Annotated in this window: 21 protein-coding genes and 1 tRNA gene; 1 reads left to right on the forward strand and 21 read right to left on the reverse strand. The window is 64.5% G+C overall.

All coding sequences use genetic code 11. The features are described 5' to 3' along the window. Positions 1 to 41: 41 nt before the first annotated feature. The 9 genes from infB to ftsH form a co-directional block, all read right to left on the reverse strand. Entirely contained in the window at positions 42 to 2,534 is a 2,493-nt protein-coding gene (gene infB, locus N5D30_RS08510; RefSeq protein ID WP_279908606.1) for a translation initiation factor IF-2, read from the reverse strand. 28 nt (positions 2,535 to 2,562) lie between these two features. Continuing rightward, the gene (gene nusA, locus N5D30_RS08515) at positions 2,563 to 4,044 is read right to left on the reverse strand and encodes a transcription termination factor NusA (protein ID WP_220811100.1); all 1,482 of its coding nucleotides are present in this window, start codon (positions 4,042 to 4,044) and stop codon (positions 2,563 to 2,565) included. 47 nt (positions 4,045 to 4,091) lie between these two features. After that, complete coding sequence (gene rimP, locus N5D30_RS08520; protein ID WP_279908697.1) at positions 4,092 to 4,550, reverse strand: ribosome maturation factor RimP; 459 nt, start codon at positions 4,548 to 4,550, stop codon at positions 4,092 to 4,094. Positions 4,551 to 4,838: 288 nt separating this feature from the next. Further along, positions 4,839 to 4,924: transfer RNA gene (locus N5D30_RS08525), tRNA-Leu, on the reverse strand. A gap of 10 nt (positions 4,925 to 4,934) precedes the next feature. Further along, positions 4,935 to 5,318: a preprotein translocase subunit SecG gene (gene secG / locus N5D30_RS08530; RefSeq protein ID WP_279908607.1), complete on the reverse strand. Its 384-nt coding sequence runs from the start codon at positions 5,316 to 5,318 to the stop codon at positions 4,935 to 4,937. 3 nt (positions 5,319 to 5,321) lie between these two features. After that, positions 5,322 to 6,077, reverse strand: a complete 756-nt coding sequence (gene tpiA / locus N5D30_RS08535; protein WP_279903391.1) for a triose-phosphate isomerase — start codon at positions 6,075 to 6,077, stop codon at positions 5,322 to 5,324. A 65-nt stretch (positions 6,078 to 6,142) separates the two neighbouring features. Further along, positions 6,143 to 7,480 carry a phosphoglucosamine mutase gene (glmM, locus tag N5D30_RS08540; RefSeq protein WP_279908608.1) on the reverse strand — a complete coding sequence of 446 codons (1,338 nt, stop codon included), beginning with the start codon at positions 7,478 to 7,480 and terminating at the stop codon, positions 6,143 to 6,145. A gap of 15 nt (positions 7,481 to 7,495) precedes the next feature. Further along, positions 7,496 to 8,347 carry a dihydropteroate synthase gene (folP, locus tag N5D30_RS08545; protein ID WP_279908609.1) on the reverse strand — a complete coding sequence of 284 codons (852 nt, stop codon included), beginning with the start codon at positions 8,345 to 8,347 and terminating at the stop codon, positions 7,496 to 7,498. A 9-nt stretch (positions 8,348 to 8,356) separates the two neighbouring features. Further along, positions 8,357 to 10,261 (reverse strand): ATP-dependent zinc metalloprotease FtsH, encoded by a 1,905-nt coding sequence (gene ftsH / locus N5D30_RS08550; protein WP_279908610.1) that lies wholly within the window; start codon positions 10,259 to 10,261, stop codon positions 8,357 to 8,359. Positions 10,262 to 10,812: 551 nt separating this feature from the next. Here ftsH and yhbY point away from each other — a divergent pair. Then, positions 10,813 to 11,124 carry a ribosome assembly RNA-binding protein YhbY gene (gene yhbY, locus N5D30_RS08555; RefSeq protein WP_220811106.1) on the forward strand — a complete coding sequence of 104 codons (312 nt, stop codon included), beginning with the start codon at positions 10,813 to 10,815 and terminating at the stop codon, positions 11,122 to 11,124. A gap of 13 nt (positions 11,125 to 11,137) precedes the next feature. Here the strand turns inward: yhbY and N5D30_RS08560 are convergent, their stop codons facing one another. From N5D30_RS08560 to N5D30_RS08615, 12 genes are all read right to left on the reverse strand, one after another. Further along, complete coding sequence (locus tag N5D30_RS08560; protein ID WP_279903388.1) at positions 11,138 to 11,527, reverse strand: DUF4149 domain-containing protein; 390 nt, start codon at positions 11,525 to 11,527, stop codon at positions 11,138 to 11,140. 19 nt (positions 11,528 to 11,546) lie between these two features. Further along, the gene (gene greA, locus N5D30_RS08565) at positions 11,547 to 12,020 is read right to left on the reverse strand and encodes a transcription elongation factor GreA (protein ID WP_279908611.1); all 474 of its coding nucleotides are present in this window, start codon (positions 12,018 to 12,020) and stop codon (positions 11,547 to 11,549) included. Next, a complete protein-coding gene (gene carB, locus N5D30_RS08570) occupies positions 12,017 to 15,238 on the reverse strand; it encodes a carbamoyl-phosphate synthase large subunit (protein WP_279903386.1) in 3,222 nt (1,073 codons plus the stop codon). Before carB ends, greA begins: the two co-directional genes overlap by 4 nt. Positions 15,239 to 15,274: 36 nt before the next feature. Continuing rightward, on the reverse strand, positions 15,275 to 16,411 hold the full coding sequence (gene carA / locus N5D30_RS08575) for a glutamine-hydrolyzing carbamoyl-phosphate synthase small subunit (RefSeq protein ID WP_279908612.1): 1,137 nt from the start codon (positions 16,409 to 16,411) through the stop codon (positions 15,275 to 15,277). 185 nt (positions 16,412 to 16,596) lie between these two features. Continuing rightward, positions 16,597 to 17,400, reverse strand: coding sequence for a 4-hydroxy-tetrahydrodipicolinate reductase (gene dapB / locus N5D30_RS08580; RefSeq protein ID WP_279908613.1), 804 nt, complete (start codon positions 17,398 to 17,400; stop codon positions 16,597 to 16,599). A 232-nt stretch (positions 17,401 to 17,632) separates the two neighbouring features. Next, positions 17,633 to 18,427, reverse strand: a complete 795-nt coding sequence (locus tag N5D30_RS08585) for a DNA adenine methylase (protein WP_279908614.1) — start codon at positions 18,425 to 18,427, stop codon at positions 17,633 to 17,635. Then, a complete protein-coding gene (locus tag N5D30_RS08590; RefSeq protein WP_279908616.1) occupies positions 18,397 to 18,597 on the reverse strand; it encodes a Com family DNA-binding transcriptional regulator in 201 nt (66 codons plus the stop codon). The genes N5D30_RS08585 and N5D30_RS08590 overlap by 31 nt, the downstream gene beginning before the upstream one ends. A gap of 129 nt (positions 18,598 to 18,726) precedes the next feature. Continuing rightward, positions 18,727 to 19,188 carry a YiiX/YebB-like N1pC/P60 family cysteine hydrolase gene (locus tag N5D30_RS08595; RefSeq protein WP_279908618.1) on the reverse strand — a complete coding sequence of 154 codons (462 nt, stop codon included), beginning with the start codon at positions 19,186 to 19,188 and terminating at the stop codon, positions 18,727 to 18,729. Further along, positions 19,185 to 19,829 carry a phage tail protein gene (locus tag N5D30_RS08600; RefSeq protein ID WP_279908619.1) on the reverse strand — a complete coding sequence of 215 codons (645 nt, stop codon included), beginning with the start codon at positions 19,827 to 19,829 and terminating at the stop codon, positions 19,185 to 19,187. The genes N5D30_RS08595 and N5D30_RS08600 overlap by 4 nt, the downstream gene beginning before the upstream one ends. Before the next feature lie 498 nt (positions 19,830 to 20,327). Next, the gene (locus N5D30_RS08605) at positions 20,328 to 21,548 is read right to left on the reverse strand and encodes a pyocin knob domain-containing protein (protein ID WP_279908620.1); all 1,221 of its coding nucleotides are present in this window, start codon (positions 21,546 to 21,548) and stop codon (positions 20,328 to 20,330) included. A 3-nt stretch (positions 21,549 to 21,551) separates the two neighbouring features. Then, positions 21,552 to 24,743, reverse strand: coding sequence for a DUF4815 domain-containing protein (locus N5D30_RS08610; protein WP_279908621.1), 3,192 nt, complete (start codon positions 24,741 to 24,743; stop codon positions 21,552 to 21,554). Between the two features lie 10 nt (positions 24,744 to 24,753). Beyond that, the gene (locus N5D30_RS08615; protein ID WP_279908622.1) at positions 24,754 to 25,242 is read right to left on the reverse strand and encodes a hypothetical protein; all 489 of its coding nucleotides are present in this window, start codon (positions 25,240 to 25,242) and stop codon (positions 24,754 to 24,756) included. Positions 25,243 to 25,245: the final 3 nt, after the last annotated feature.

The raw sequence follows: 25,245 nt of genomic DNA on the forward strand, positions 1-25,245 counted from the left end.
CGCTGATGCGGGGCCGGGCGTCCGGTGTTGCGGGCCGTCCCTTACAGGGTACGAGCCACCTGGACCTTCTCGAACACTTCGATCTTGTCCCCGACCTTGACGTCGTTGTAGCTCTTCACGCCGATACCGCACTCCATGCCGTTACGCACTTCGGCGACGTCGTCCTTGAAGCGACGCAGCGACTCCAGCTCGCCCTCGAAGATCACCACGTCGTCGCGCAGTACGCGGATCGGACGGTTGCGGTGAACGGTACCCTCGATGACCATGCAGCCGGCGACGGCGCCGAACTTCGGCGAACGGAACACGTCACGCACTTCGGCGGTGCCCAGGATGTTCTCGCGAACATCGCTGCCGAGCATGCCGGTCAGGGCTTTCTTGACGTCTTCGATGATGTCGTAGATCACGTTGTAGTAACGCATGTCCAGGCCTTCGGCCTCGACGATCTTGCGCGCGCCGGCATCGGCACGCACGTTGAAGCCGAACAGCACCGCGTTGGAGGCCAGCGCCAGGTTGGCATCGGATTCGGTGATACCACCGACGCCGCCACCGACCACGCGCACCTGCACTTCGTCGTTGCCCAGGCCGCTGAGCGAGCCCTGCAGTGCCTCCAGGGAGCCCCGGACGTCGGATTTGAGGACGATGTTGAGCGTCTTCTTCTCTTCCTGGCCCATGTTCTCGAAGATGTTTTCCAGCTTGCCGGCGTGAGCGCGGGCCAGCTTCACCTCGCGGAACTTGCCCTGACGGAACAGGGCCACTTCGCGGGCCTTCTTCTCGTCGGCGACCACGGTCACCTCGTCACCGGCATCCGGCGTGCCGTCCAGGCCGAGGATCTCGACCGGGATGGACGGACCGGCTTCCTTGATGGCCTTGCCGTTCTCGTCGAGCATGGCGCGCACGCGGCCATAGTTGACGCCGACCAGGACCATGTCGCCCTGGCGCAGGGTACCGTCCTGAACCAGCACGGTGGCCACCGGGCCACGGCCCTTGTCCAGGCGCGACTCGACCACGACACCACGCCCCGGGGCCGACGGAGTCGCCGTGAGCTCGAGCACTTCGGCCTGCAGCAGCACGGCCTCCAGCAACTCATCGATACCGGTACCGGCCTTCGCCGAGACACCCACGAACGGCGCGTCGCCGCCCCAATCTTCCGGAATCACATCCAGAGCGGCCAGGCCGTTCTTGATGTTGTCCGGATTGGCTTCCGGCTTGTCCATCTTGTTCACCGCGACCACGATCGGCACGCCAGCCGCTTTCGCGTGCTGCACGGCTTCCTGGGTCTGCGGCATGACGCCGTCGTCGGCCGCCACCACCAGAATCACGATGTCGGTCGCCTGGGCTCCACGAGCACGCATCTGGGTAAATGCGGCGTGACCGGGGGTATCGAGGAAGGTGACCATGCCGCGGTCGGTTTCCACGTGGTAGGCACCGATGTGCTGGGTGATGCCGCCGGCTTCGCCCGCCGCCACCTTGGCACGACGGATGTAGTCGAGCAGGGAGGTCTTGCCGTGGTCGACGTGGCCCATCACGGTCACGACCGGCGCACGGGAGAAGGCCTCGCCTTCGAACTTCAGCGATTCGGCCAACTGCTCTTCGAGCGCATTCTCGCTGACCAGCTTGACCTTGTGGCCCATTTCCTCGGCGACCAGCTGCGCGGTCTCGCGGTCCAGGACTTGGTTGATGGTCACCGGAGAGCCCATCTTGAACATGAACTTGACCACTTCGGCGCCCTTGACCGACATCTGGGCAGCCAGGTCGCCAACGGTAATGGTCTCGCCGATCGCTACTTCACGCACAATAGGTCCTGTCGGGCTCTGGAACCCGTGCTGATTACGCTTCTTCGGCTTCATGCGACCGCCGCGACGACGGTAGTCGTCGACTTCTTCGTCGGTGCTGCGCGGAGCGACGCGAGGAGTCGGGGCCTTGTCCTTGAGAGTCGGGCGATGCTGGGCATGCTTGCGATCGCGACGTTCGTCGTCGTCACTGCGTGCCGGCTTCTCTTTCTCTTTCTCGACGCGGCGGGGCTCTTCCTTCTTGGCAGCGGCAGGAGCGGCTTCGGCAGCCACGGCTACACCCGGGGACGCTTCCGCCGCGGGAGCGACGGATGCCAGGGCAGCGGCGTCCTGCTGCTTGCGGGCCTCGACCTCGGCCTGCTTGCGGGCCTCTTCCTCGGCCTTCAGACGGGCGGCCTCTTCGACCGCGCGCTGCTCTTCCAGCTCGCGCTGCTTCTCGGCCTCGATCTCGGCCGGGCTGCGCTTGACGTAGGTCTTCTTCTTGCGCACTTCCACACTGATGGTCTTGCTACCGGCAACCTTCAGGGTAGTGGTGGTCTTGCGCTGCAGAGTGATCTTGCGAGGCTCTTCCAGCTTTTCGCCGTGGCTACCCTTGAGATGAGCCAGCAGGGCCTGCTTCTCGTTGTCGGTTACCACCTGTTCGGCGCTGGTGTGGGGCAAACCTGCCTCGCGCATCTGCTGCAGCAGGCGCTCCACTGGCGTATCGACCACTTGGGCCAGTTCTTTCACCGTGACTTGCGTCATGCATTTCTCTCCTCAGGCCGCTACCGCTTTACTCGAACCAGTGGGCTCGAGCGGCCATGATCAGCTTGCCGGCACGCTCTTCATCCATGCCGTCGATGTCGAGCAGGTCGTCGATGGACTGCTCGGCCAGGTCTTCGCGATTCACCACGCCACGAACCGCCAGCTCCTGGGCCAGGGTCTTGTCCATGCCATCCAGGGACAGCAGGTCTTCGGCGGGCTGGGCATCAGCCAGCTTCTCTTCGGTGGCGATGGCCTTGGTCAGCAGACGGTCCTTGGCACGGGCACGCAGCTCGTTGACGATGTCCTCGTCGAAACCGTCGATGCTGAGCATCTCTTCCATCGGCACGTAGGCGATTTCTTCCAGGCTGGTGAAACCTTCCTCGACCAGCACCTGGGCCAGTTCTTCATCCACATCCAGCTCGTCGATGAAGTTCTGCAGGATGTCGCCGGTCTCGGCCTGCTGCTTGGCCTGGATGTCGGCCTCGGTCATCACGTTTAGCGTCCAGCCGGTCAGCTGGCTGGCCAGGCGCACGTTCTGGCCGCCGCGACCGATGGCCTGGGCAAGATTGTCCTCGGCCACGGCAATGTCCATGGCATGCGTATCTTCATCGACGATGATCGCGGCCACTTCGGCCGGCGCCATCGCGTTGATCACGAACTGGGCGACGTTCTCGTCCCACAGCACGATGTCCACGCGCTCGCCACCGATCTCGCCGGAGACGGCCTGGACACGCGAACCGCGCATGCCGATGCAGGCGCCCTGCGGGTCGATGCGCTTGTCCTTGGAACGCACGGCGATCTTGGCGCGCGATCCCGGATCACGGGAGGCGGCCATCACTTCGATCAGGCCCTCGGCGATTTCCGGCACTTCGATGGTGAACAGCTCGATCAGCATCTGCGGCGCGGTACGCGACAGGATCAGCTGCGGACCACGGTTCTCGGTGCGGATTTCCTTGAGCAGGGCACGCATGCGGGCACCGACGCGGAAGGTCTCGCGCGGGATGATGTCTTCGCGGGCCAGCAGCGCCTCGGCGTTGTTGCCGAGATCGACGATCACGCTGTCGCGGGTGACCTTCTTCACGGTGCCGGAGATGATTTCGCCCACGCGTTCGCGATAGGCGTCGACCACCTGGGCCCGCTCGGCCTCGCGCACCTTCTGCACGATGACCTGTTTGGCGGTCTGCGCGGCGATACGGCCGAACTCGATGGACTCGACCGGCTCCTCGACGAAATCGCCGAGCTTGGCACCGGGCTCGCGTGCCTGGGCCTCTTCAACAGTCAGCTGGGCTGCCGGATTTTCCAGATCATCCTCGGCAACCACCTCCCAACGACGGAAAGTCTCGTAGTTGCCGGTCTGACGATTGATCGCCACACGCAGCTCGACTTCATCGTCGAAGCGTTTCTTCGTCGCAGTCGCCAGAGCCAGCTCCAGCGCCTCGAAAATTACAGCGGCCGGCACACCCTTTTCATTGGAGACCGACTCTACAACCAGCAGTACTTCTTTACTCATCGTACGCCTCGCCTTTCGCAATCCATTGGATCCGCGGGATCCGCGTCTCAGTCAAAACGGGGAATAATGTTGGCCTTGTCGATCAGATCGATCGGCAACAGGAATTCGTGGTCATCCACCAGCACCACCACGTCCTGCTCCTCCACACCACGGAGGAGACCCTGGAAATTGCGTCGCCCCTCGAAGGGCGAGCGCAGCTTGATCTTCACCTGCTCGCCGGCATGCCCGGCGAACTGCTCGAGGGTGAACAGCGGCCGGTCCATGCCGGGCGACGACACCTCGAGGGTGTACTCGCTGCTGATCGGATCCTCGACATCCAGCACGGCACTGACCTGGCGGCTGACCGCCTCGCAGTCGTCGATCAGGATGCCGTTGGCATGATCGATATAGACGCGCAGGAGGGAATGCCTCCCCTGGGAGATGAATTCGATTCCCCAGCATTGGTAGCCGAGAGACTCGACCACCGGGGCCAACATGGCCTGCAACGGTTCCAGCTTGCTCGACACCCGAAGCCCTCCGCGCATGCCGTAGAAATAAAAAATGGGCGAAACGCCCATCCATCGAGCCACCCGAACCGGATGGCGGACTGTCAGCTAGCAAAAAGCCCCTGATAAGGGGCTTTTTTACTACTGGCACGGTGCCGGTGAACCAGCATCGATCAGAGAGCCCGAAAAGCTGTCGGACCGTCACCCCGCGCCAAAGCTGGGCCAAGAGTATACGGGCCTTGACCACTAGGGTCAACCGAACCCCTGGAAACGACGAGGCCCGCAGAACCTGCGGGCCTCACCGAAATATGGTACCGAGGAGGGGACTCGAACCCCTACAGCCTATGGCCACTACCACCTCAAGGTAGCGTGTCTACCAATTCCACCACCTCGGCAAAGAGGGTATTACTGCTGCTCTGGAACCTGAGGTACGTCAGCCTTGTCGGCTGCCGGTTTTCGTTCTTCGAGCACTGGAACATCTTCTACCGCCGGCTTCTCCTGCTGCACTTCCAGAACCGCCGGATCCGGCAGACCAGCCTGCGTCAGATTATCAGCTTTTTCTTTAGCAAAGTAGGCTAAACCCAAGCTGGTAATGAAAAAAACCGCAGCGAGTATAGCAGTAAAGCGACTCATAAAGGTAGCGGAACCTTGGCTACCGAATACCGTGCCCGAGGCGCCAGCGCCGAAGGAGGCTCCAGCATCCGCGCCCTTGCCCTGTTGCAACAGCACCAGGCCGACGACACCGATGGCGCCCAACAGATGTACGACGATTACGACTGTTTCCAGCATTTATCAGTTTCCTGCGGCACGACAGATCGCGCCAAACTCATCTGCGTTCAAGGAGGCCCCACCAATGAGCCCCCCGTCGATATCCGGCATGCCGAACAACTCGGCAGCATTGGCGGCCTTGACACTGCCGCCATACAGAATTCTTACGCCACGCGCCACTTCGGCATTCTCCGCCGCCAGTTGAGCGCGGATGGCTGCATGTACTTCCTGGGCCTGCTGCGACGAAGCGGTCAGACCGGTACCGATGGCCCAGACCGGCTCGTAAGCCACCACAGCCCGGGCGAAGGCACCTACGCCCAGCTCTTCGATCACACTCCCCAACTGGGCGGCGACCACTTCAAGCGTCTTGCCGGCCTGACGCTGCTCCAGCGACTCACCGATGCACAGCACCGGAACCAGGCCACAGGACTGAGCCGCAGCGAACTTGCGGCTGATCTGCTCGTCACGCTCGCCAAGGATCAGGCGACGCTCCGAATGCCCGACCAGCACCATGCTGCAGCCCGCATCGGCCAACTGGCTCGGCGCGATCTCGCCGGTCAGCGCACCCTGCATGGGCTCGACCGCGCTATTCTGCGCGCCCACCGTGATGGCCTTGCCTTCCAACCCGGTCAGGACCTGAGTGATGTACAGACAGGGCGGCATCACCGCCACCTCAACACCACTCGGCAACGCCAGTTGACGAAGGCCCTTGATCAGCTCTGCGACGCTGGCGCGGGTACCGTGCATTTTCCAGTTACCAGCTACCAGGGGGCGACGCATGCCAGACCTCGTCGTTCAAAGTGGGCGCAGATGTTACCCAAGAGCTTATGCACTAGCAAGCCGAATCAGGCACAGACTTCGGCGACGACCTTGGCCAGTTCCTCGGCGTAGCCACGGACCTGCGCCTCGTCGTCGCCCTCCACCATCACCCGCACCAGAGGCTCGGTGCCGGACTTGCGCAGCAGCACGCGACCGCGCCCCGCCATGCGCTCGGTGACATGCGAGCAGGCATCCTGCACGGCTGCGTGACTCACCGGATCGACGTCGCCGCTGAAGCGCACATTGATCAGCACCTGCGGGCACTTGCGCAGCGCCAGACGCGCCTCGGCCAGGGTCTTGTCCGAGCGCTTAAGCGCCATCAACACCTGCAGCGCGGCGATGATCGCATCGCCGGTGGTGGTGTGCTGGCAGCAGACCAGATGCCCGGAATTCTCGCCACCAAGCTGCCAGCCACGCCCCTGTAGCTCGGCCATCACATAGCGGTCGCCGACCTTGGTACGCACGAAGGGAATACCCAGCTCGCCGAGCGCCAGTTCCAGCCCCAGATTGCTCATCAGCGTGCCGACCACCCCGCCCTGGAGCTTGCCGCGCTCGTGCAGATCACGGGCGATGATGTACAGCAGTTCGTCACCATCGACCACGGCGCCGGTGTGGTCGACCATCAGCACCCGATCGCCATCGCCGTCGAAGGCGATGCCCAGGTCGGCCTGCTGGGCCAGCACCTCGGCCTGCAACGCCTCGACATGGGTCGAGCCGCAGGCGTCGTTGATGTTCAGGCCATTGGGTTGGGCGGAGATCACCGAAACCTGCGCGCCCAGCTCGCGGAACACGCTGGGCGCCACCTTGTAGGTCGCGCCATGGGCGCAATCGAGCACCACCTTGATGCCGGCGAAACTGGTGTGGTTGGGCACGCTGGACTTGCAGAACTCGATGTAGCGGCCAGCCGCGTCGTTGATGCGGGTGACCTTGCCGAGCTGCTCCGACTCGACGACGGTCATCGGCTGATCGAGCAGCTCCTCGATCATCAGCTCGATCTCGTCCGGCAGCTTGGTGCCAAGACCCGAGAAGAACTTGAAGCCGTTGTCATGGTGCGGATTGTGCGAAGCGCTGATGACGATGCCCGCCTCCGCTTGGAAGGTTCGGGTGAGGTAGGCGATGGCCGGCGTCGGCATGGGGCCAAGCAGCATCACGTCGGCGCCCGCGGCCAGCAGGCCGGATTCGAGCGCGGACTCGAACAGGTAGCCGGAAATCCGGGTGTCCTTGCCGATCAGGATGCGGCACTTTCCCTGCTTCCTGAACGCCATCCCGGCAGCCCAGCCCAGCTTGAGGATGAACTCCGGAGTGATGGGGAACTGGCCGACATGGCCGCGGATACCATCGGTACCGAAATACTTTCTGCTCATGATCACTCCAACTACTTATTCTGCTGCCTGCACCGCGGCAATCATACGCACCGCATCAACGGTTTCCGCGACGTCGTGGACGCGCAGGATACAGGCGCCATTTGCCACCGCCAGGGCCGCCAGAGCGATGCCACCATACAGGCGCTCATGCACCTCGCGCCCCAAGGCCTGACCGATCATGCTCTTGCGCGACACGCCGACCAGCAACGGCCGGCCAAGCGCGCGCACCACGTCCAGATGCTTGAACAGGCTCAGGTTGTGATCGAGAGTCTTGGCGAAACCGAATCCGGGATCAAGAACGATCCGCTCGCGCACGACGCCAGCCTCGGCACAGGCCGCCATGCGCTGCTCGAGAAAGGCGCACACCTCGCCCACCACATCCTCATAGCGAGGGTCCTGCTGCATGGTCCCGGGCTCGCCGAGCATATGCATCAGGCAAACCGGCAGGCCGGTGTCGGCCGCCGCCTCGAGAGCACCGTCGCGACGCAGGGCGCGTACGTCGTTGATCAGCCCCGCTCCCAGCCAAGCACCCTCGCGCATGACGGCGGGCGTCGAGGTATCCAGGGAAATGACCACGTCCAGCTCCGCGGCGAGCGCCTCGACCACCGGCGCGACACGCTCCAATTCTTCGACCGGAGAAACAGGCCGAGCACCGGGGCGGGTGGACTCCCCCCCGACATCGATCAGCGTCGCACCGGCTGCGACCATCCGCTCGGCATGGCGCAAGGCTGCGTCACGCGCAGCGAAACGGCCGCCGTCGGAGAAGGAATCGGGAGTGACGTTGAGAATGCCCATGACATGGGACACGGAAAGGTCGAGAACCCGACTGCCACAGGACAGTCGGGTCGGGTACTGCGCAACGGTCATCGGTGAACCTTAGTGTTCGCCCGCCGGACCGCCGATCGGAGTTTCGGGACGATCCACCTGCTCCTTCGGCGTCGGGGTGCCGGAGCCACCCTGCCAGTCGCGCGGCTCGCGAGGCGCACGCCCAGACATGATGTCGTCGATCTGCTCGGAGTCGATGGTCTCGTACTTCATCAGCGCGTCGGCCATCATGTCCAGCTTGTCGCGGTTCTCTTCCAGCAGGCGCTTCGCCGTGGAGTAGCTCTCGTCGATGATCCGGCGCACTTCCTGGTCGATCTGCTTGGCGGTCTCGCCGGACACGTTGGTGTGCTGACTGCCGGCGCTGCGACCGAGGAACACCTCGCCCTCCTCCTCCGCGTACATCAGCGGACCGAGTTTCTCGGACAGGCCCCACTTGGTCACCATGTTCCGGGCGATCTGGGTAGCGCGCATGATGTCGTTGGACGCACCGGTGGTGACACCATCGAAGCCCAGGGTCATCTCCTCGGCGATACGACCGCCGAACAGCGAACAGATCTGGCTTTCCAGAGCACGCTTGGACAGGCTGTAACGATCTTCCTCCGGCAGGAACATGGTCACACCCAGGGCGCGGCCACGCGGGATGATCGACACCTTGTAGACCGGGTCATGCTCCGGCACCAGGCGACCAACGATAGCGTGGCCGGCCTCGTGGTAGGCGGTATTGAGCTTCTCCTTCTCGGACATGACCATGGACTTGCGCTCGGCGCCCATCATGATCTTGTCCTTGGCCAGTTCGAACTCCTTCATTTCCACCAGGCGCTTGCTGGCGCGGGCGGCGAACAACGACGCCTCGTTGACCAGGTTGGCCAGATCGGCACCGGAGAAGCCCGGAGTGCCGCGCGCAATGACCGCGGGCTCGACGTTGTCGCCCACCGGCACCTTGCGCATATGTACTTTCAGGATTTGCTCGCGACCACGGATATCCGGCAGACCGACCACTACCTGGCGGTCGAAGCGGCCGGGACGCAGCAAGGCCGGGTCCAGCACGTCCGGACGGTTGGTGGCGGCGATGACGATGATGCCGTCATTCATCTCGAAACCGTCCATCTCCACCAGCAACTGGTTGAGGGTCTGCTCGCGCTCGTCGTGACCGCCACCCAGGCCGGCGCCACGATGGCGGCCGACGGCGTCGATCTCGTCGATGAAGATGATGCAGGGCGCGTGCTTCTTGGCCTGCTCGAACATGTCGCGCACACGGCTGGCGCCGACACCGACGAACATCTCGACGAAGTCGGAACCGGAAATGGTGAAGAACGGCACCTTGGCCTCGCCAGCGATGGCCTTGGCCAGCAGCGTCTTGCCGGTACCGGGCGGGCCGACCATCAGCACGCCGCGCGGGATGCGACCACCCAGGCGCTGGAACTTGCCCGGGTCACGCAGGAACTCGACCAGCTCGCCGACTTCTTCCTTGGCCTCGTCGCAGCCAGCGACGTCGGCCAGCGTGGTCTTGACCTGGTCTTCGGAGAGCAGGCGCGCCTTGGATTTGCCGAAGCTCATCGGGCCGCCGCGGCCACCGCCACCGCCCTGCATCTGGCGCATGAAGAACATGAATACGGCGATGATCACCAGGATCGGGAAGCTGGCCACCAGCAGCTGGGTCCAGATGCTCTGGCGCTCCGGCTGCTTGCCGACGATCTCGACGTTATTGTCGATCAGGTCCTTGATCAGACCGCGGTCTTCGATGGCCGGGCGGACGGTCTCGAAGGTGGTGCCGTCGAGATTCTTGCCGCTGATGATGTAGCCATCGACGGTGACCTGCCTGACCTTGCCTTCCTGGACCTGCTGGATGAATTCGGAGTAGTTCAGCTTGCCGGCTTCACTGGGGCTGGAGAAGTTGTTCATCACCGTGACCAGGACGGCTGCGATGATCAGCCACAGGATCAGGTTCTTTGCCATGTCGTTCAATTCGCTACCCTCTGAAGCGAGCCCCGTCCTGAAACGCGCTCCGCATGACGGCTGGTGGATTTACCAACCTAACTTACTACACAACCCCTGCTCCGGGGCAGGAACCGTCTGTAACCCTTTATGAGACCTCGATCATCGGACCGGGCCCCATCCCAGCCAGTTCAAGTCTAGGCACCGCGATAGCCACGGGCCAGCAGGCACTGCTCGCGCCGGCCGTACTCACACCACTCATATGGGGGCCACGCGGGAAAACACAAGGCCCACCGGATTGCCGCCGATCGCCTTACAAGCGGCACCAGCGAAGTCGCCTTGGTGAAGCCGAGGCCCGGGAGTCTGCGCGCCTCAAGGATGTTCTCTTTCAGCCGGCACGGGCTAGTCTTGGAACGGGTCACCGCGGCTCCTCGCTCGAATAGAAACGGGCGCGCCCGAGTCGGCTCGGGTAGACTACGCCGCTTTTCGACCGGCGCACCGGCATCGGAGTGGGCAGCGGCTCCAGCCGCCCCATCGAGCGGAACCGGCTTTCCTAGCAACAGGGTCAGATTATGGCGCTTACCAACGAACAGAAGAAACACTTCAAATCTATCGGCCACCACCTGAAACCGGTATTGACCGTGGCCGAGAATGGCCTGACCGAGGGCGTACTGGCCGAGCTGGAGCGCGCGCTCAACGACCACGAGCTGATCAAGGTGCAATTCCGCCTGACCGAGCGCGACGACCGCCGCGCCCTGATCGACGAACTGGCCGCCGCCGGCCGCTGCGAACTGGTCCAGGTGATCGGCAAGATGGCCCTGGTCTACCGCCGGAATCCCAAGCCGAACAAGAACCTGTCCAACATCCACCGCTATCAGGCCTGATAGCGGTATCGGCTCAATCGCTACGCCGCCCCGGCAGCGGCTGCAGCACCAGGACCAGGCCGCAGACGGCCATCACCAGATAGCTGAACAGCATCCAGCGCTCGGCGCCCAGCTCCCAGTGGCGCACGGCGAAGAACGCCACGGCCATGGCCAGCGAGAGCAGCAGCACCTGGCCGCGCAGGTCCCGCCACAGGCTGTTCAGCCCCTCCGCCTGCACCACCACCGCGCCCTGCAGCAGCACGCAGAAACCGGCGAAGCCGATCAGCAGCGGGCTCAGCGCCGCATTGACCTCCTGGATCAACAGCGGTGCAAAGCCCATCTTCTCCAGCGCGGGCAACACGACGAAGTGAAACAGCCAGAGGCCGCCGACCCAGAAGGTCTGGGCCAGCTGCCAGATGGCCATGCCCGCGCGCGGCAGACGCTTAGATATGGCGGACTTCGACAATCTCGTACTCGACCAGGCCACTGGGGGTCTTCACCGCCACCACGTCCCCCTCTTCCTTGCCCACCAGGGCGCGGGCGATGGGCGAGCTGACCGACAGTTTGCCGATCTTGATGTCGGCCTCGTCCTCGCCAACGATCTGGTAGGTCACGGTCTCGTCGGTATCGCAGTTGGCGATATCGACGGTGGTACCGAAGATCACCTTGCCGGTACGCGGCACGGTGGTGACGTCGATGATGTGAGCGTTCGACAGCTTGGCCTCGATGTCGCGGATACGCGCCTCGGCCAAGCCCTGCTGCTCACGCGCGGCATGGTATTCGGCGTTTTCCTTGAGGTCGCCCAGCTCTCTCGCCTCGGCGATGGCCTGGCTGATCCTCGGGCGTTCGATCTTGAGGTTCTTCAGTTCTTCTTCCAGGGCGCGGGCGCCCTGGACGGTCATGGGGAACTTGCTCATGCCTTGATTCCTGCATGCAGATCCTGCAGCCGGCGCACGGTCTTCTCGGGACCGAACTTGAGCGCCTCACAGATCGCCTGCCCCGCCGCAATGGTGGTGGTGCAGTAGATCTTGTGCTGCAGGGCGTTACGACGGATGGAGTAGGAGTCGGCGATGGACTGGCGACCCTCGGTGGTGTTGATGATCAGGGTGACCTCGTCATTCTTGATCATGTCGACCACGTGCGGACGGCCTTCCGTCACCTTGTTGACGCGGCGCACCGGCAGGCCGACAGCCTCGATCACCTTGGCGGTGCCGGCGGTGGCGACCACTTCGAAGCCCAGAGCGACCAGGTCACGGGCCACCTCGACGGCCTGCGCCTTGTCATCCTCGCGGACGCTGATGAAGGCGACACCCGCGTTCGGCAGGATCTCGCTGGCGCCCAGCTGGGCCTTGGCGAAGGCCTCGCCGAAGCTGTCGCCGACACCCATCACTTCGCCGGTGGACTTCATCTCCGGGCCGAGGATCGGGTCGACACCCGGGAACTTGGCGAACGGGAACACCGCCTCCTTGACGCTGAAGAACGGCGGGATGATCTCCCGGGTGAAGCCCAGCTCGGCCAGGCTCTTGCCGGCCATGACGCGGGCGGCCACCTTGGCCAGCGACTCGCCGATGCACTTGGAGACGAACGGCACCGTCCGCGAGGCGCGCGGGTTCACTTCGATGACGAAGATGTCCTCGCCCTGCACGGCCATCTGCACGTTCATCAGGCCGACCACGCCGAGTTCCAGGGCCATCTTCTTGACCTGCTCGCGGATCTCGTCCTGGATGTGCCCCGGCAGCGAGTACGGCGGCAGCGAGCAGGCGGAGTCACCGGAGTGCACGCCGGCCTGTTCGATGTGCTGCATGATCGCGCCGATCACCACGGTCTCGCCGTCGCACACCGCGTCCACGTCCACTTCGATGGCGCAGTTGAGGAAGTGGTCGAGCAGCACCGGGCTGTCGTTGGAGACCTTCACGGCCTCGCGCATGTAGCGCTTGAGTTCTTCTTCCTGGTAGACGATCTCCATCGCGCGGCCGCCCAGCACGTAGGACGGGCGCACCACCAGCGGGTAGCCGATGGCCTTGGAGTGGGCCAGGGCCTCGTCCTCGCTGCGCGCGGTGCCGTTGGCCGGCTGGCGCAGGTTGAGGCGCTGCACCATCTGCTGGAAGCGCTCGCGGTCTTCGGCACGGTCGATGGCGTCCGGGCTGGTGCCGATGATCGGCACGCCGGCCTCTTCCAGGGCGCGGCAGAGCTTCAACGGAGTCTGACCGCCGTACTGCACGATCACGCCTTTCGGCTGCTCGACACGGACGATCTCCAGCACGTCCTCCAGGGTGACCGGCTCGAAGTACAGGCGGTCGGAGGTGTCGTAGTCGGTGGAGACGGTTTCCGGGTTGCAGTTGACCATGATGGTCTCGTAGCCATCTTCGCGCATCGCCAGTGCCGCGTGCACGCAGCAGTAGTCGAACTCGATGCCCTGGCCGATGCGGTTCGGACCGCCGCCGAGAATCATGATCTTATCGCGGCCGGACGGGTTGGCCTCGCACTCTTCCTCGTAGGTCGAGTACATGTAGGCGGTGTCGGTGGCGAACTCGGCGGCGCAGGTGTCGACGCGCTTGTACACCGGCAGCACTTTCAGCTTGTGACGGTGGCTGCGCAGGTTCTTCTCGGTGACGCCGAGCAGCCTGGCCAGGCGCGCGTCGGAGAAGCCCTTGCGCTTGAGCTTGTACATCAGGTCGCGGTCGATGGACGACAGGCCGAGGGTCTTGACCCGCTCCTCGTCCTTGACCAGGTCCTCGATCTGCACCAGGAACCACTCGTCGATGCGGGTCAGGTCGAACACTTCGGCGACGGTCTTGCCGGCGCGGAAGGCATCGGCCACATACCAGATGCGCTCGGCGCCCGGCACGGTCAGTTCGCGGCGCAGGGTGCTCTCGGCTTCCGGGTCGGCCAGGTCGAGCTTCGGATCGAAGCCGGCCACGCCCACTTCCAGGCCGCGCAGGGCTTTCTGCAGGGACTCCTGGAAGGTACGGCCGATAGCCATGACCTCACCCACGGATTTCATCTGGGTGGTCAGGCGGGCGTCGGCCTTGGGGAACTTCTCGAAGGCGAAACGCGGAATCTTGGTGACGACGTAGTCGATGGCCGGCTCGAACGAGGCCGGGGTACGACCGCCGGTGATGTCGTTCTGCAGCTCGTCGAGGGTATAGCCCACGGCCAGCTTGGCGGCGATCTTGGCGATCGGGAAACCGGTGGCCTTGGAGGCCAGCGCGGAGGAACGCGACACCCGCGGATTCATCTCGATCACCACCATGCGGCCGGTGTTCGGGCAGATGCCGAACTGCACGTTGGAGCCGCCGGTTTCCACGCCGATCTCGCGCAGCACCGCCAGGGAGGCGTTGCGCAGGATCTGGTATTCCTTATCGGTCAGGGTCTGTGCAGGGGCCACGGTGATCGAGTCGCCGGTGTGCACACCCATCGGGTCGAAGTTCTCGATGGCGCAGACGATGATGCAGTTGTCCTTCTTGTCACGGACCACCTCCATCTCGTATTCCTTCCAGCCGATCAGCGATTCGTCGATCAGCAGTTCGCTGGTCGGCGACAGATCCAGGCCGCGTGCGCAGATTTCCTCGAATTCCTCACGGTTGTAGGCGATACCGCCACCGGTGCCGCCCATGGTGAAGGACGGACGGATGATGCAGGGGAAACCGACCTTCTCCAGCACGCCGTAGGCTTCTTCCATGTTGTGGGCGATGCCGGAGACCGGGCAGGCCAGGCCGATATCCTTCATCGCCTTGTCGAAGCGCGAACGGTCCTCTGCCTTGTCGATGGTGTCGGCGTTGGCACCGATCATTTCGACACCGAACTTCTCCAGCACGCCATGGCGCTCCAGATCCAGCGCGCAGTTCAGCGCGGTCTGCCCACCCATGGTCGGCAGCAGGGCGTCCGGGCGCTCCTTCTCGATGATCTTGGCCACGGTGGCCCACTTGATCGGCTCGATGTAGGTGGCGTCGGCCATGGCCGGGTCGGTCATGATGGTGGCCGGGTTGGAGTTCACCAGGATGACGCGGAAACCTTCTTCCTTCAGGGCCTTGCAGGCCTGGGCGCCGGAGTAGTCGAACTCGCAGGCCTGGCCGATGACGATGGGGCCGGCACCGAGGATCAGGATGCTTTTGATGTCTGTACGTTTTGGCATGTTCTTTACTCGAATCCTTGGGTCAGTCGGCGGGGCTTAGCGGCGCTTGGCCATGGCTTCGATGAAGCGGTCGAACAATGGGGCCACGTCGTGCGGGCCCGGGCTCGCTTCCGGGTGGCCCTGGAAGCTGAAGGCCACCTTGTCGGTGCGTTCGATGCCCTGCAGGGTGCCGTCGAACAGCGACTTGTGGGTGGCGCGCAGATTGGCTGGCAGGCTGGCCTCGTCCACGGCGAAACCGTGGTTCTGGCTGGTGATCATCACCACGCCGCTGTCGAGGTCCTGCACCGGGTGGTTGGCGCCGTGGTGGCCGGTCTCCATTTTCACCGTCCTGGCGCCGGAGGCCAGGGCCAGCAGCTGGTGGCCTAGGCAGATGCCGAACAGCGGAAGCTCGGTCTGCAGCACTTCCCTGATCGCAGCGATGGCGTAGTCGCATGGCTCGGGATCGCCAGGGCCGTTGGAGAGGAACACGCCGTCCGGGTTCAGCGCCAGCACTTCGCTGGCCGGGGTCTGCGCCGGCACCACGGTCAGGCGGCAGCCGCGCTCGACCAGCATGCGCAGGATGTTGACCTTGACCCCGTAGTCATAGGCGACCACATGGTAGGGCAGCTCGCTGGCAGCGATTTCCGGATGGCTGTCGCTCTTCAGGCTCCACACGCTGGAGCGCCACTCGTAGCGCTCGGTGCAGCTGACCACCTTGGCCAGGTCCATGCCCTTCAGGCCGGGGAAGCTGCGCGCCAGCTCCAGGGCCTTCTCCTCGGTGGCATCGTCGCCGGCGAGGATGCAGCCGTTCTGCGAACCCTTCTCGCGCAGGATGCGGGTCAGGCGGCGGGTGTCGATGCCGGCGATGGCAACGGTACCGTTCTCTTTCAGATACTCGTCCAGCGGCTGCTTGTTGCGCCAGTTGCTGGAAGTCAGCGGCAGGTCGCGAATGATCAGGCCGGCGGCCCACACGCGGCTGGATTCGGCATCTTCCGGCGTGGTGCCGGTGTTGCCGATGTGCGGATAGGTCAGGGTGACGATCTGCTGGGCATAGGAGGGATCGGTGAGGATTTCCTGATAGCCGGTCATCGCGGTGTTGAACACCACTTCACCAATGGTATGGCCGTCGGCCCCGATGGCTTCACCGCGGAAAATGCTGCCGTCGGCAAGGGCGAGTATGGCTGGCTTAGTCAAGAAGACCTCCCTTAGATCTGAAACTTGCACAAACGCAGGTTGTAAAAAAGCGGGATGACGTATTGACCGTCACCCCGCTTCTTAATCTGATTCATTCTGCGTAACTTTTAGTGGACACACTAAAGCGGGAAGCTTACAGGAAAAGCCCTTTTCGGTCCACAGCTTGCATGGACCGTTCAGGCATTTCAGTTCAGTCCCAATACGTCCTGCATGTCATAAAGGCCGGCCGGCTGGCTCTGCAGCCATTGCGCCGCGCGCACCGCGCCCTTGGCGAAGGTCATGCGGCTGGAAGCCTTGTGGGTGATCTCGACGCGCTCGCCATCGGCGGCGAACAGCACGGTGTGATCGCCGACCACATCGCCGGCACGCACGGTGGCGAAACCGATGGTCTCGCGCTCGCGGGCGCCGGTCTGGCCCTCGCGACCGTAGACCGCGACCTTCTGCAGATCACGCCCCAGCGCATTGGCCACCACCTCGCCCATGCGCAGGGCGGTGCCGGACGGCGCATCCACCTTGTGCCGGTGGTGCGCCTCGATGATCTCGATGTCCACATCGTCACCCAGCACGCGGGCGGCGGTGTCCAGCAGCTTCAGGCACAGGTTGACGCCGACGCTGTAGTTGGCGGCGAAGACGACCGGAATCTGCTTGGCCGCCTCGCTCAGCAGCTGCTTCTCTTCCGGCGAGAAGCCGGTGGTACCGATGACCATGGCCTTGCCCGCCTGACGGCAGACCTCAAGGTTCTTCAGGGTCGCCGAGGGGTGGGTGAAGTCGATCAGCACGTCGAACCGATCCAGCACGGCACTCAGGTCACCGACCAGCGTCACGCCGATCTTGCCCAGCGCCGCCAGCTCACCGGCGTCGGCGCCGATCAGGCTGCTGTCCGGGCGATCGATGGCGGCGGTCAGCTGCGCGCCTTCCGCCTGGCCGACCGCCTCGATGAGGATCTTGCCCATGCGCCCGGCGGCGCCCATCACTGCGATACGTTGCATAACCTGTTCCTTAGAGCCTGCTTACGATCTCGCGAGCTAGAGCCAGGCTAGGCGCTACGTTAGTAACAGCCTATGGCTGGTCAAAGCGGCGAGGAAGCGGAGTTTACAAGTAGTAAATGAGCATTCCGAGACGCCGCGTCCCGGCCTGTTTTCTGATGCGGCGCGCGAAAAATACGGGCGGTGAGGTGAGATAAATCCCTCACCGCTCGATTGTACAGTTTCCAAAGGAATCTTAGAAAAGCCCGGCCGGTTCGGCCTGGACGTCCCAGCTGAAGATCAGCACCTCCCTCGCGTCACTCCCCTTGCCACCTCCCACCGTGTACTTGATGTCGGTCGCTTCGATGTGAAACCCGGCGAAGCACCTCCTGATGTCCGGGTGGTCGTTGAGGCTGATGATCGCCTTGCCCTTGAGCCGGCCCAATACCTGCGCCATCTCTTCGTACTGCCCGAACTCGAATGGCACTCCGTACCCTTCCGTCTGCCAGTAAGGCGGGTCCATATAGAACAGGGTGTGCTCGCGGTCGTACTTGGCCACACACTGCTGCCACGGGAGGTGCTCGATGTAGGTACTGCTCAGCCGTAGATGCGCGGCCGACAGGTTCTCTTCGAGACGTAGCAGGTTCAGGCCAGGCGGTGTGGTCGTTGCTGTGCCGTAGCTCTGTCCCTCGACCCTGGCGCCGAAGGCTGATTGCTGCAGATAGTAGAAGCGAGCTGCGCGCTGGATGTCGGTTAACGTCTCGGGCTGGGTGATCTGCAACCACTTGAACACCTGTCGGGACGACAACGCCCACTTGAACTGCCTGACGAACTCCTCCAAGTGGTGCTGCACGACCCGGTATAGATTGACCAGGTCGCCGTTGACGTCGTTGAGCACCTCCACATCTGCCGGCACCGGCCGGAGGAAGAACAGCGCAGCTCCACCCGCGAAGGGTTCGACGTAGCATGAGTGTCGGGGGAACAAGGGGAAGATGCGGTCAGCGAGCCGCCTCTTGCCTCCTAGCCAGGGGATGATCGGTTGTGCGGACATTGGGCCTCCTGAAGGCTTCGGGCGCTCAGCGGCGCTTGAGGGAGGCTCTCGGCCTTCAGGTGGTTCAGTGTCCGGCAGCGCGGGCACTTGATCTGTAGCTCGGTAAAAGCGCTGGCAGCTGCCAGCTTGCGTCGGCAATTGCCGCAGCGAATTTCTTGCAACATCTGCAAAGCCTTTGGGTATCTGGTAGGCTCGCCGCCGCTCGCGCGAGCGGGGGGCCTTGGTTGGCTTGCAGGGCTAGTCTGCGGGCTGACGCTTGGCCCAGGTGTTCCACCACCTGGGCTGGGCGCCCCTTCTATCTATATGGAGCACAGCCCCTGTTGGGGCGGGAGCATCCACAAATGCTGCGGGAGTACTCGGCGCAATGCCGAGCACCTGAACCACTCCTCGCCGGCGGCGGCCGCAGCCCAAGCGACCAGCTCAGAGCAGAACCAGGCGTCCTCCTCTTGCCAATCGCGGTGCATGCCGATGCCAGCGATAGCGCTCCAGTCGTAGGGCTTGCCGATCTGAGAGCGGGCGGCCGTAATGATCGCGACCGGGTTGCGGGACGGCAGGTCCACCAGCTGGTAGCTGCTGGCCCGCGCGATCGCATCTTCAAGTCTCACTTCCCGGACGCCGTGACCGGCGGCCGCTTCAATCACTGTCCCGGCATCGATGTCGACCAGCGCAACGTGGCTCCACTGCGACCAGGTCACGGCACGAATCAACAGGCTGAACGGGAGCTGGGTAGTGCTGAACAGCAAACGAACCGAACTACTCACTGCGCGCCCCCTGCGTTACCGATCCCTGCGACGGCAGCGGCGATTGCTGCGATGGTCTGCTCGGCCACTGCCGAGGCCTGCTGGAGATTGCCGACCGCAGCCAAGGCGCGGATGTGCTCCTTGGCCGCGAGCCTTGCTTCGCGCAGACGGTAGAAGGCGTCGGTGTAAGCGTCAGCCTCGGCGATGATCTCGTCTGCAGCCTGCTGAGGCGTCCTGCCGCTGATCGCCCAGGCCGACACGGTGCGCGGTACGGCATCGACAGGATAGCCAGCAGCCGCGAACTCTCGGGCCTCGGCTGCGGCGCGGTCATACTCGACGGCGCGCAGCGGGTCGCCGGCAACGGCCTTGCGTGCCGCGTCGGCGGCATCGTCGACCGCCCTGCACAGCTGCTCGACGGTTGGCAGCGGGGCCGGGATCACCGACCAGCCCCGGATTGCGCGGCCTTGCTCGATGCGCAGCTCGCCAGGCTCCAGCTGCTCGCCGGGGGCAAGATGGGGTTCGGGGTCGTACTCGACCAAGGCGAAGCCGAGGTCGGCCAGCAGCTCAGGCGGCAGCTCGGGCGGGAAAATCATGTTGGGATGCGCAGCGCGGAATTCGTGTTCCTGCCATGCCGTGCGTGTTTCGAGATTGATGATTTCCATGTATGTGTCAGCCCTTGAGTGTGAGTTTGACCGCGCCGGCGCGGGCGTTACCGCCGTGGACGCTGCCTGATATACCGCCCCCGGCCCCGCTCATGCCCACAGCCGAGTTGTCCGGCCAGGAAGATGGGCGAGCCCCGGTGAACGTAGTGCCCGTGCCGCTGCCACCCGGCCCTCCAGCCGCTGTGACTGACCAGAAGGACGACGGGTAGCCGCCGCCCCCAGGCTGGCCACCTGCGCTGTCGCCAATGCCCCCGCCGCCACCAATGCCGACTGTCACAGCCCTGGACGAGTTGAATGACACGGGGCCGGTCGCGATGCTGCCGGGGTAACCAGCAACCCCATACCGGCCGTAGAACGTGTCGGAGCCTGAGCCGCCGCCACCGCCACCGATGGCCAGCACTTGCCAGATGCCTGGGAAGTCGGGATACGCCGTGGTCGACGCGGCGAAAGTCTTGCTGATACCCAGCGGGCGCGGCCGGAAAAATACTCGGCTGAGCATCACACTGTTCCCGAGTCGACGAGCATCGCGTAAACCGTGGCACGGCCGGGCATGCGGTAGAACATGAGCAGGTCGCGGCCGGTGGCGGCAGCGCTGAGCAACGGCGCGGCGCCGCCAGACCATGTTGGCGTGAGCGGGACGCCGTCGAGCTGGAGCACCAGGGTTTTCCGTGCGCCCCTGATCAGCTCGACGTGCCAGGTGATGATCGACGTTTCACTGACGGGCACGTTGGTGAAGTTCAGGGTCAGCGTGCCCGTGGCGCTGGCGGTCGCCATGCTGGCCGTGAAGAACTTGCCGGCGGTCACGTTGAGGTCGACCGTCTGCGCACCCGTAGTGGCGACGTCGCCGAGGGCGGTCACTGTCTGGCCGCCCTCAAGCGCCGCGACGCGCGCGGGCAGGCCGGTCAGACCGAGCGCGGTCAGTGCCGAGGCTTGGGTCGGGCCGAGCTGGAAGTTGGCGCTGGCCAGCATCAGCGAGTCCCAGTCGGACCACTGCCCGGCGCCGAACATACGGAATTTGATGCTCGCCTTGCTGATGTTCGCCGCGCTGATGTAGGGGAAAGCGAGCTGGAACATGCCGCCGCCGTCGTGCCGGCCTACCAGGGGCCAGTAGTAATTCGCGACGCCGTTCCCGGCCGCGATAGGTGTCAGGCCATCCGGGTGGTTGGGGTTGCGGTCGGCTGGTGCGCCGCCCAGCAGGCTTTTGAACCACCCTGGGACGATCAGATTATTGAAGTCGGCGACGTTGTCCGTGCCCGTTGCTGTCGGCAGGTATCGGTAGTTAGCGTTCACCGGCCCGCCGAGGTCGCCGACCCGGAGCAGTCGGCCGGCGGTGACGTCGGTCGCGGAGGTGGTCACGTTTGCCGTTGCGGCAGACCCCAGCGCGAGCGCGACGCGCCCAGACGCCGAGTCTCCGGCCGCCAGCAGGGTGCGACCGAAGGCTGTCAGCGTGGACAGAGACAGCGCCCCGGCGCCGGTGAAATACGGCAGCCGGTCAGCAGCGCCGGCCAGGGCGGCGAGCGCCCGCAGGTTGGCCGGCAGCAGGTTCAGGTCGAGACCTCCACCCTCGGCGGTGAGGCCGTCGAGCCCGGAGGCCAGGGCGGCCAGCAGGCCGTCGACCATCTGCAGCGACGCGCGGATGCGCAGCACGTCGTCGGAGAGGTCGTTGTCCGGGTGCGGCAGGGGCAGCTCGGCGTTGGGCGTTTTCTGGTCGACGTCCATGGCTTACTCCGAGACGATGACGCGGATGTTGTGCGCGGTTGGCCGGGCTGCCGGTGTGCCCGCCAGCGTGAGGCGCACTCGCACCACGCTGCCGCTCAGGCCGGGGGTGACGGAGGTGAGTTCCACAGCGCCGTTGTCTGCCGGCGCGGCGGTCGGCGCGTCGCAGGCGTGCCATGGGCCGTCGTCGATCCGGTAGTGCGCGACCGCAGTGCTGCCGGGTGGCAGGACGGCGTCGTAGACGACGGTGAGCCGCTGGTTGGTGCCCAGGGCGGCAGTCACAAGGTTGAACGCGCGGGAAACGTAGGTGCCCTCGGATGCGACCTTGCCTACGACAAGGTTGGAGCCCGGCAGCAGGACGCCGGACAGGTCTTCGGTGGCTGTGATCACTGCCGAGACGGCGACGTTGCCGGTGATCGGTGCCGCCAGGCGCACAGGCTGATCGCTCGCCACGTCCAACACATCGCCGCCAGGCAGGGTCAGTCGGTATTCCACGCCAGCGCCAGCGGCGGGGTTGAGGTGGTTGCCGAGCATCATCAGATCGGTGGCGTCTTCGACGGCCACGGCGCCGAGCGGCACGACGCGCGTGCGGTTGGCCGGCGCGATGCTGGCCCGTTGCAGGCTGAAATAAAGGTCGCGGTCCTGGTGGGGCGTCCAGGTCTGGGCGTTGGCGCTGCTGAGCAGGACGCCCACTTCATACGGCTGGTTGCTGACCCAGCGGTTGTACTGCACGTCGTATTTGCCCAGTTCTGCGATGACAAGCTCGTGGCCGAGGCCGTTGGTCATGATGACCAGGGCGTATTCCACGCCCTCGAACAGGGTCGGAGGCAGGTCGAGGTTGATGCCCGCGAACGATTCGTTGAGGCCGAACGTGCTGGCGGGGATGCGCTGCTCGGCCAGCACCTTGCCGGTGGGCAGGCCGTTGACGGTTTCGCGGATGTGGATCAGCAACGGCTCGTCGCCGCCGCGCTTGCCGCGCAGGATGATCTGGGCGAGCTGGCATGTGCGGGTGACGCGGAACGTCTGAGCAAGCGGGTCAATGAAACAGGTGCCGATGGGCTTGCCGGTCCAGTAGTCCAGGACGTCGATGATGGTGGTGACGTAGACCTTGTTGGTGACCTCGCGGATGCCCTCGCCGGTGAAAACTGCGGTGCCGGTGCTGCCGCCCGCGCCGGTTGCCTTCACTGCTTTGCTGCCGGACGGAATGCCGGCCGGCACCGTGAAGCTGCCGGCGACTACACCCGCGTCATTGGCCTTGATGACGCCGGCCGGCAGCACGTTGATGCCGTCGAACGTGAGCCCGGTCAGTTGCTCGCGTGCGCCGAAGCCGGTGATGGTGAACGCCACAGGGATCTGGCGCAGCGTCGCCACGGCTTCGCGGGTGATGTAGCTCTGTGTGGTGGTGGTCTTGCTGCTCCTGACGCCGTTCTGCACGTTGTCGAAGTAGTCGTAAACGAAGTGTTCGGTGCGCGGCGAGCCCCATACGGTTGCGGTTTCCGTCCAGCGATCAACCGCCGGGTTGAGGGTGATCGAGGCCGGCACAGGTAGCTGTGAGCCGTAGGCGTTGATGGGCATCCAGCCGGTGCGCGAGAGCTGCTTGACCTCGTCCGCCAGGGTGAACTGGCAGAGGGTCGGTTTGGCCACGTCGCCGGGCAGCGGGTGGGCTTGTGCGTCGATGGAGAGCATCAGCGCGCCGGCGACAATCGATGCGGTCTGCTCGATGCCGGCGTCGCGCAGGCTGTCGTCGAGCAGTGGGTCAACGAACATGCCATTTTTCAGTGAGGCGTTGCGCATGCTGGCGTCGGTGCGCAACGCCTGCTCGGCGACCATGCGGGTCAGGTTGTCGAGCCGTGCGCCGTAGCGCACCAGGTCGAACATGCTGATGACCCGGTAGCTGTCAGCCACGACCCGGCGGGTATCGTCGAGCCAGGTCTGGTAGACCAAGGCGAGCGACAGCAGGGTCGGGGATGTCGGCGGCGGGAGCGGATTGTCGGTGGACGGGACGCCACGCTGCCAGACGACATTGCCGATTGCGTCAAGGCAAAGGCGATCAATACGCGGCAGCTTGGCGCGGTAAGTGACCAACGCCAGAGTGCCGGCAACTGCGCCCTCGACACTGAAGCCACGCCCATCCGGTTCAATAGGATCGACTGTGTCTATATAGCGGTACTTCACATCGTAGGTGCTGCCAGTAGCCGGCTCCGCACCTGCTGGCGACCAGTCGACGCTGCCGGCGGTCAGAAGGTAGTCGGCCGGTGGGTGGTACGTCGTGCCGCCCTGCTTGATTAGCAGGATTTCAAGCACGCCGGCATCGGGCAGCGGATCGGACACCCCGATGTAAGCACCGTGGACGAGCTGGACGGTGCGCTCCTTTGTGACCTGAACTGACTCGATGCTTGCGATGGCCGGCCGGTTGACGTTGATACGCTGACGGGCCGGCCCGCTCATGAGGTGCGCCTCGGAGCTGATCAGGCGGGTGGTCGGATCGGCGGCGTAGGTGATGCGCCGCGAGGTTGCGAGTTCCAGGGCGCGGCCGGAGACGCGGGCCTGGCCGCTGTCCAGCAGCCAGGTTTGCACGTCGTCGGCCGTGGTCGCGCCGAACTTCACGTCCAGGCCGCTGACCACGTAGGTGCCGCCGCCAGTGGATTCCCGGTCGTAGCCCTCCAGGGCCTGGGAAACGCTGTCGAGCCCGACCGGCGTAGTACGGGAGCGCACGTACCCGTCCACTACCGTATACACAGGGTAGAACTCACCTTCCGGCCGCGCGCCAGCGATGCCCCACTCGGGGATGATCTGCAGACGATCCGCTCCAGGCTCGTTATAGCCGCGAGTGCCGGTGGCCGGGTTGAGCAGCTCGGGGTCCTCCAGGGAGGTGATGATGGTGCTCGTCAGATAGGCGCCCACGGTCACTGTTCCCACCAGCTCGATCTGCAGTTGAGCCGGAGCGATGCCCCGAACTGCCCCAGCCAGGTACAGCGCGCCGCTGCTGAGGGTCGCGACGCCGGTCTGCTGGTCGATGACCAGGTCACAGTCGCGAATCACGTCGCCATCCCGGAGCACCGCGTCGGCGACACCTTTCAAACGATGATGGAGGCCGGTCTGCAACTCGTTGAACTCCGACGACTGGAGTACGCGGTCGGGGTTGAACAGGTGCTTGTCGTAGCCCTTCGAGGGATTGAAGCGGTCGTAATGGGGCATGGTTCTGGCCTCAGAAGGGGAGCACATACTCGAACGTCTGCTTGACGTTCTGGTCGCGGACGATCTTGGTTTGCGGGCGATCCAACAGCTTCAGGCGGCCGGACGCCTCGATCTGGTCAGGAGTGAAATAGAGCTGTCCAGGTGGCAGGCCGGCGGCAGGCTGGCTATTGAAGAACACCCCAATCTCGCGGATCGTTTCGCCATTGCCTTCGAGGTAGTTGAAGACGCAACGCACATAGGCGAAGGCCGTGGGGACTGGCGACGGGCTGTAGCGCTGCCCGCCCGGCATGTCGATAGGGCCGTCGGGATCGGGGTATACGAACTGCGCCTGAGTCGCCCAGCGGCGACCGATCTCGTCGACGAGAGCGGTTGCATCTGTCGGTTCAGGCTCGGGCGAGACATCCCACGCCGGATCGCCCCGGCCCCAGGCGAACATGATGGGCAGCCCAATGAAAATCTCGCATTCGCCGATGCGTCCGTCTGTTGAAAGCGCTGGCATGAA

The sequence above is a fragment of the Pseudomonas sp. GD03875 genome (assembly GCF_029840585.1).
GTDB classification, from domain to species: Bacteria; Pseudomonadota; Gammaproteobacteria; order Pseudomonadales; family Pseudomonadaceae; genus Aquipseudomonas; species Aquipseudomonas paralcaligenes.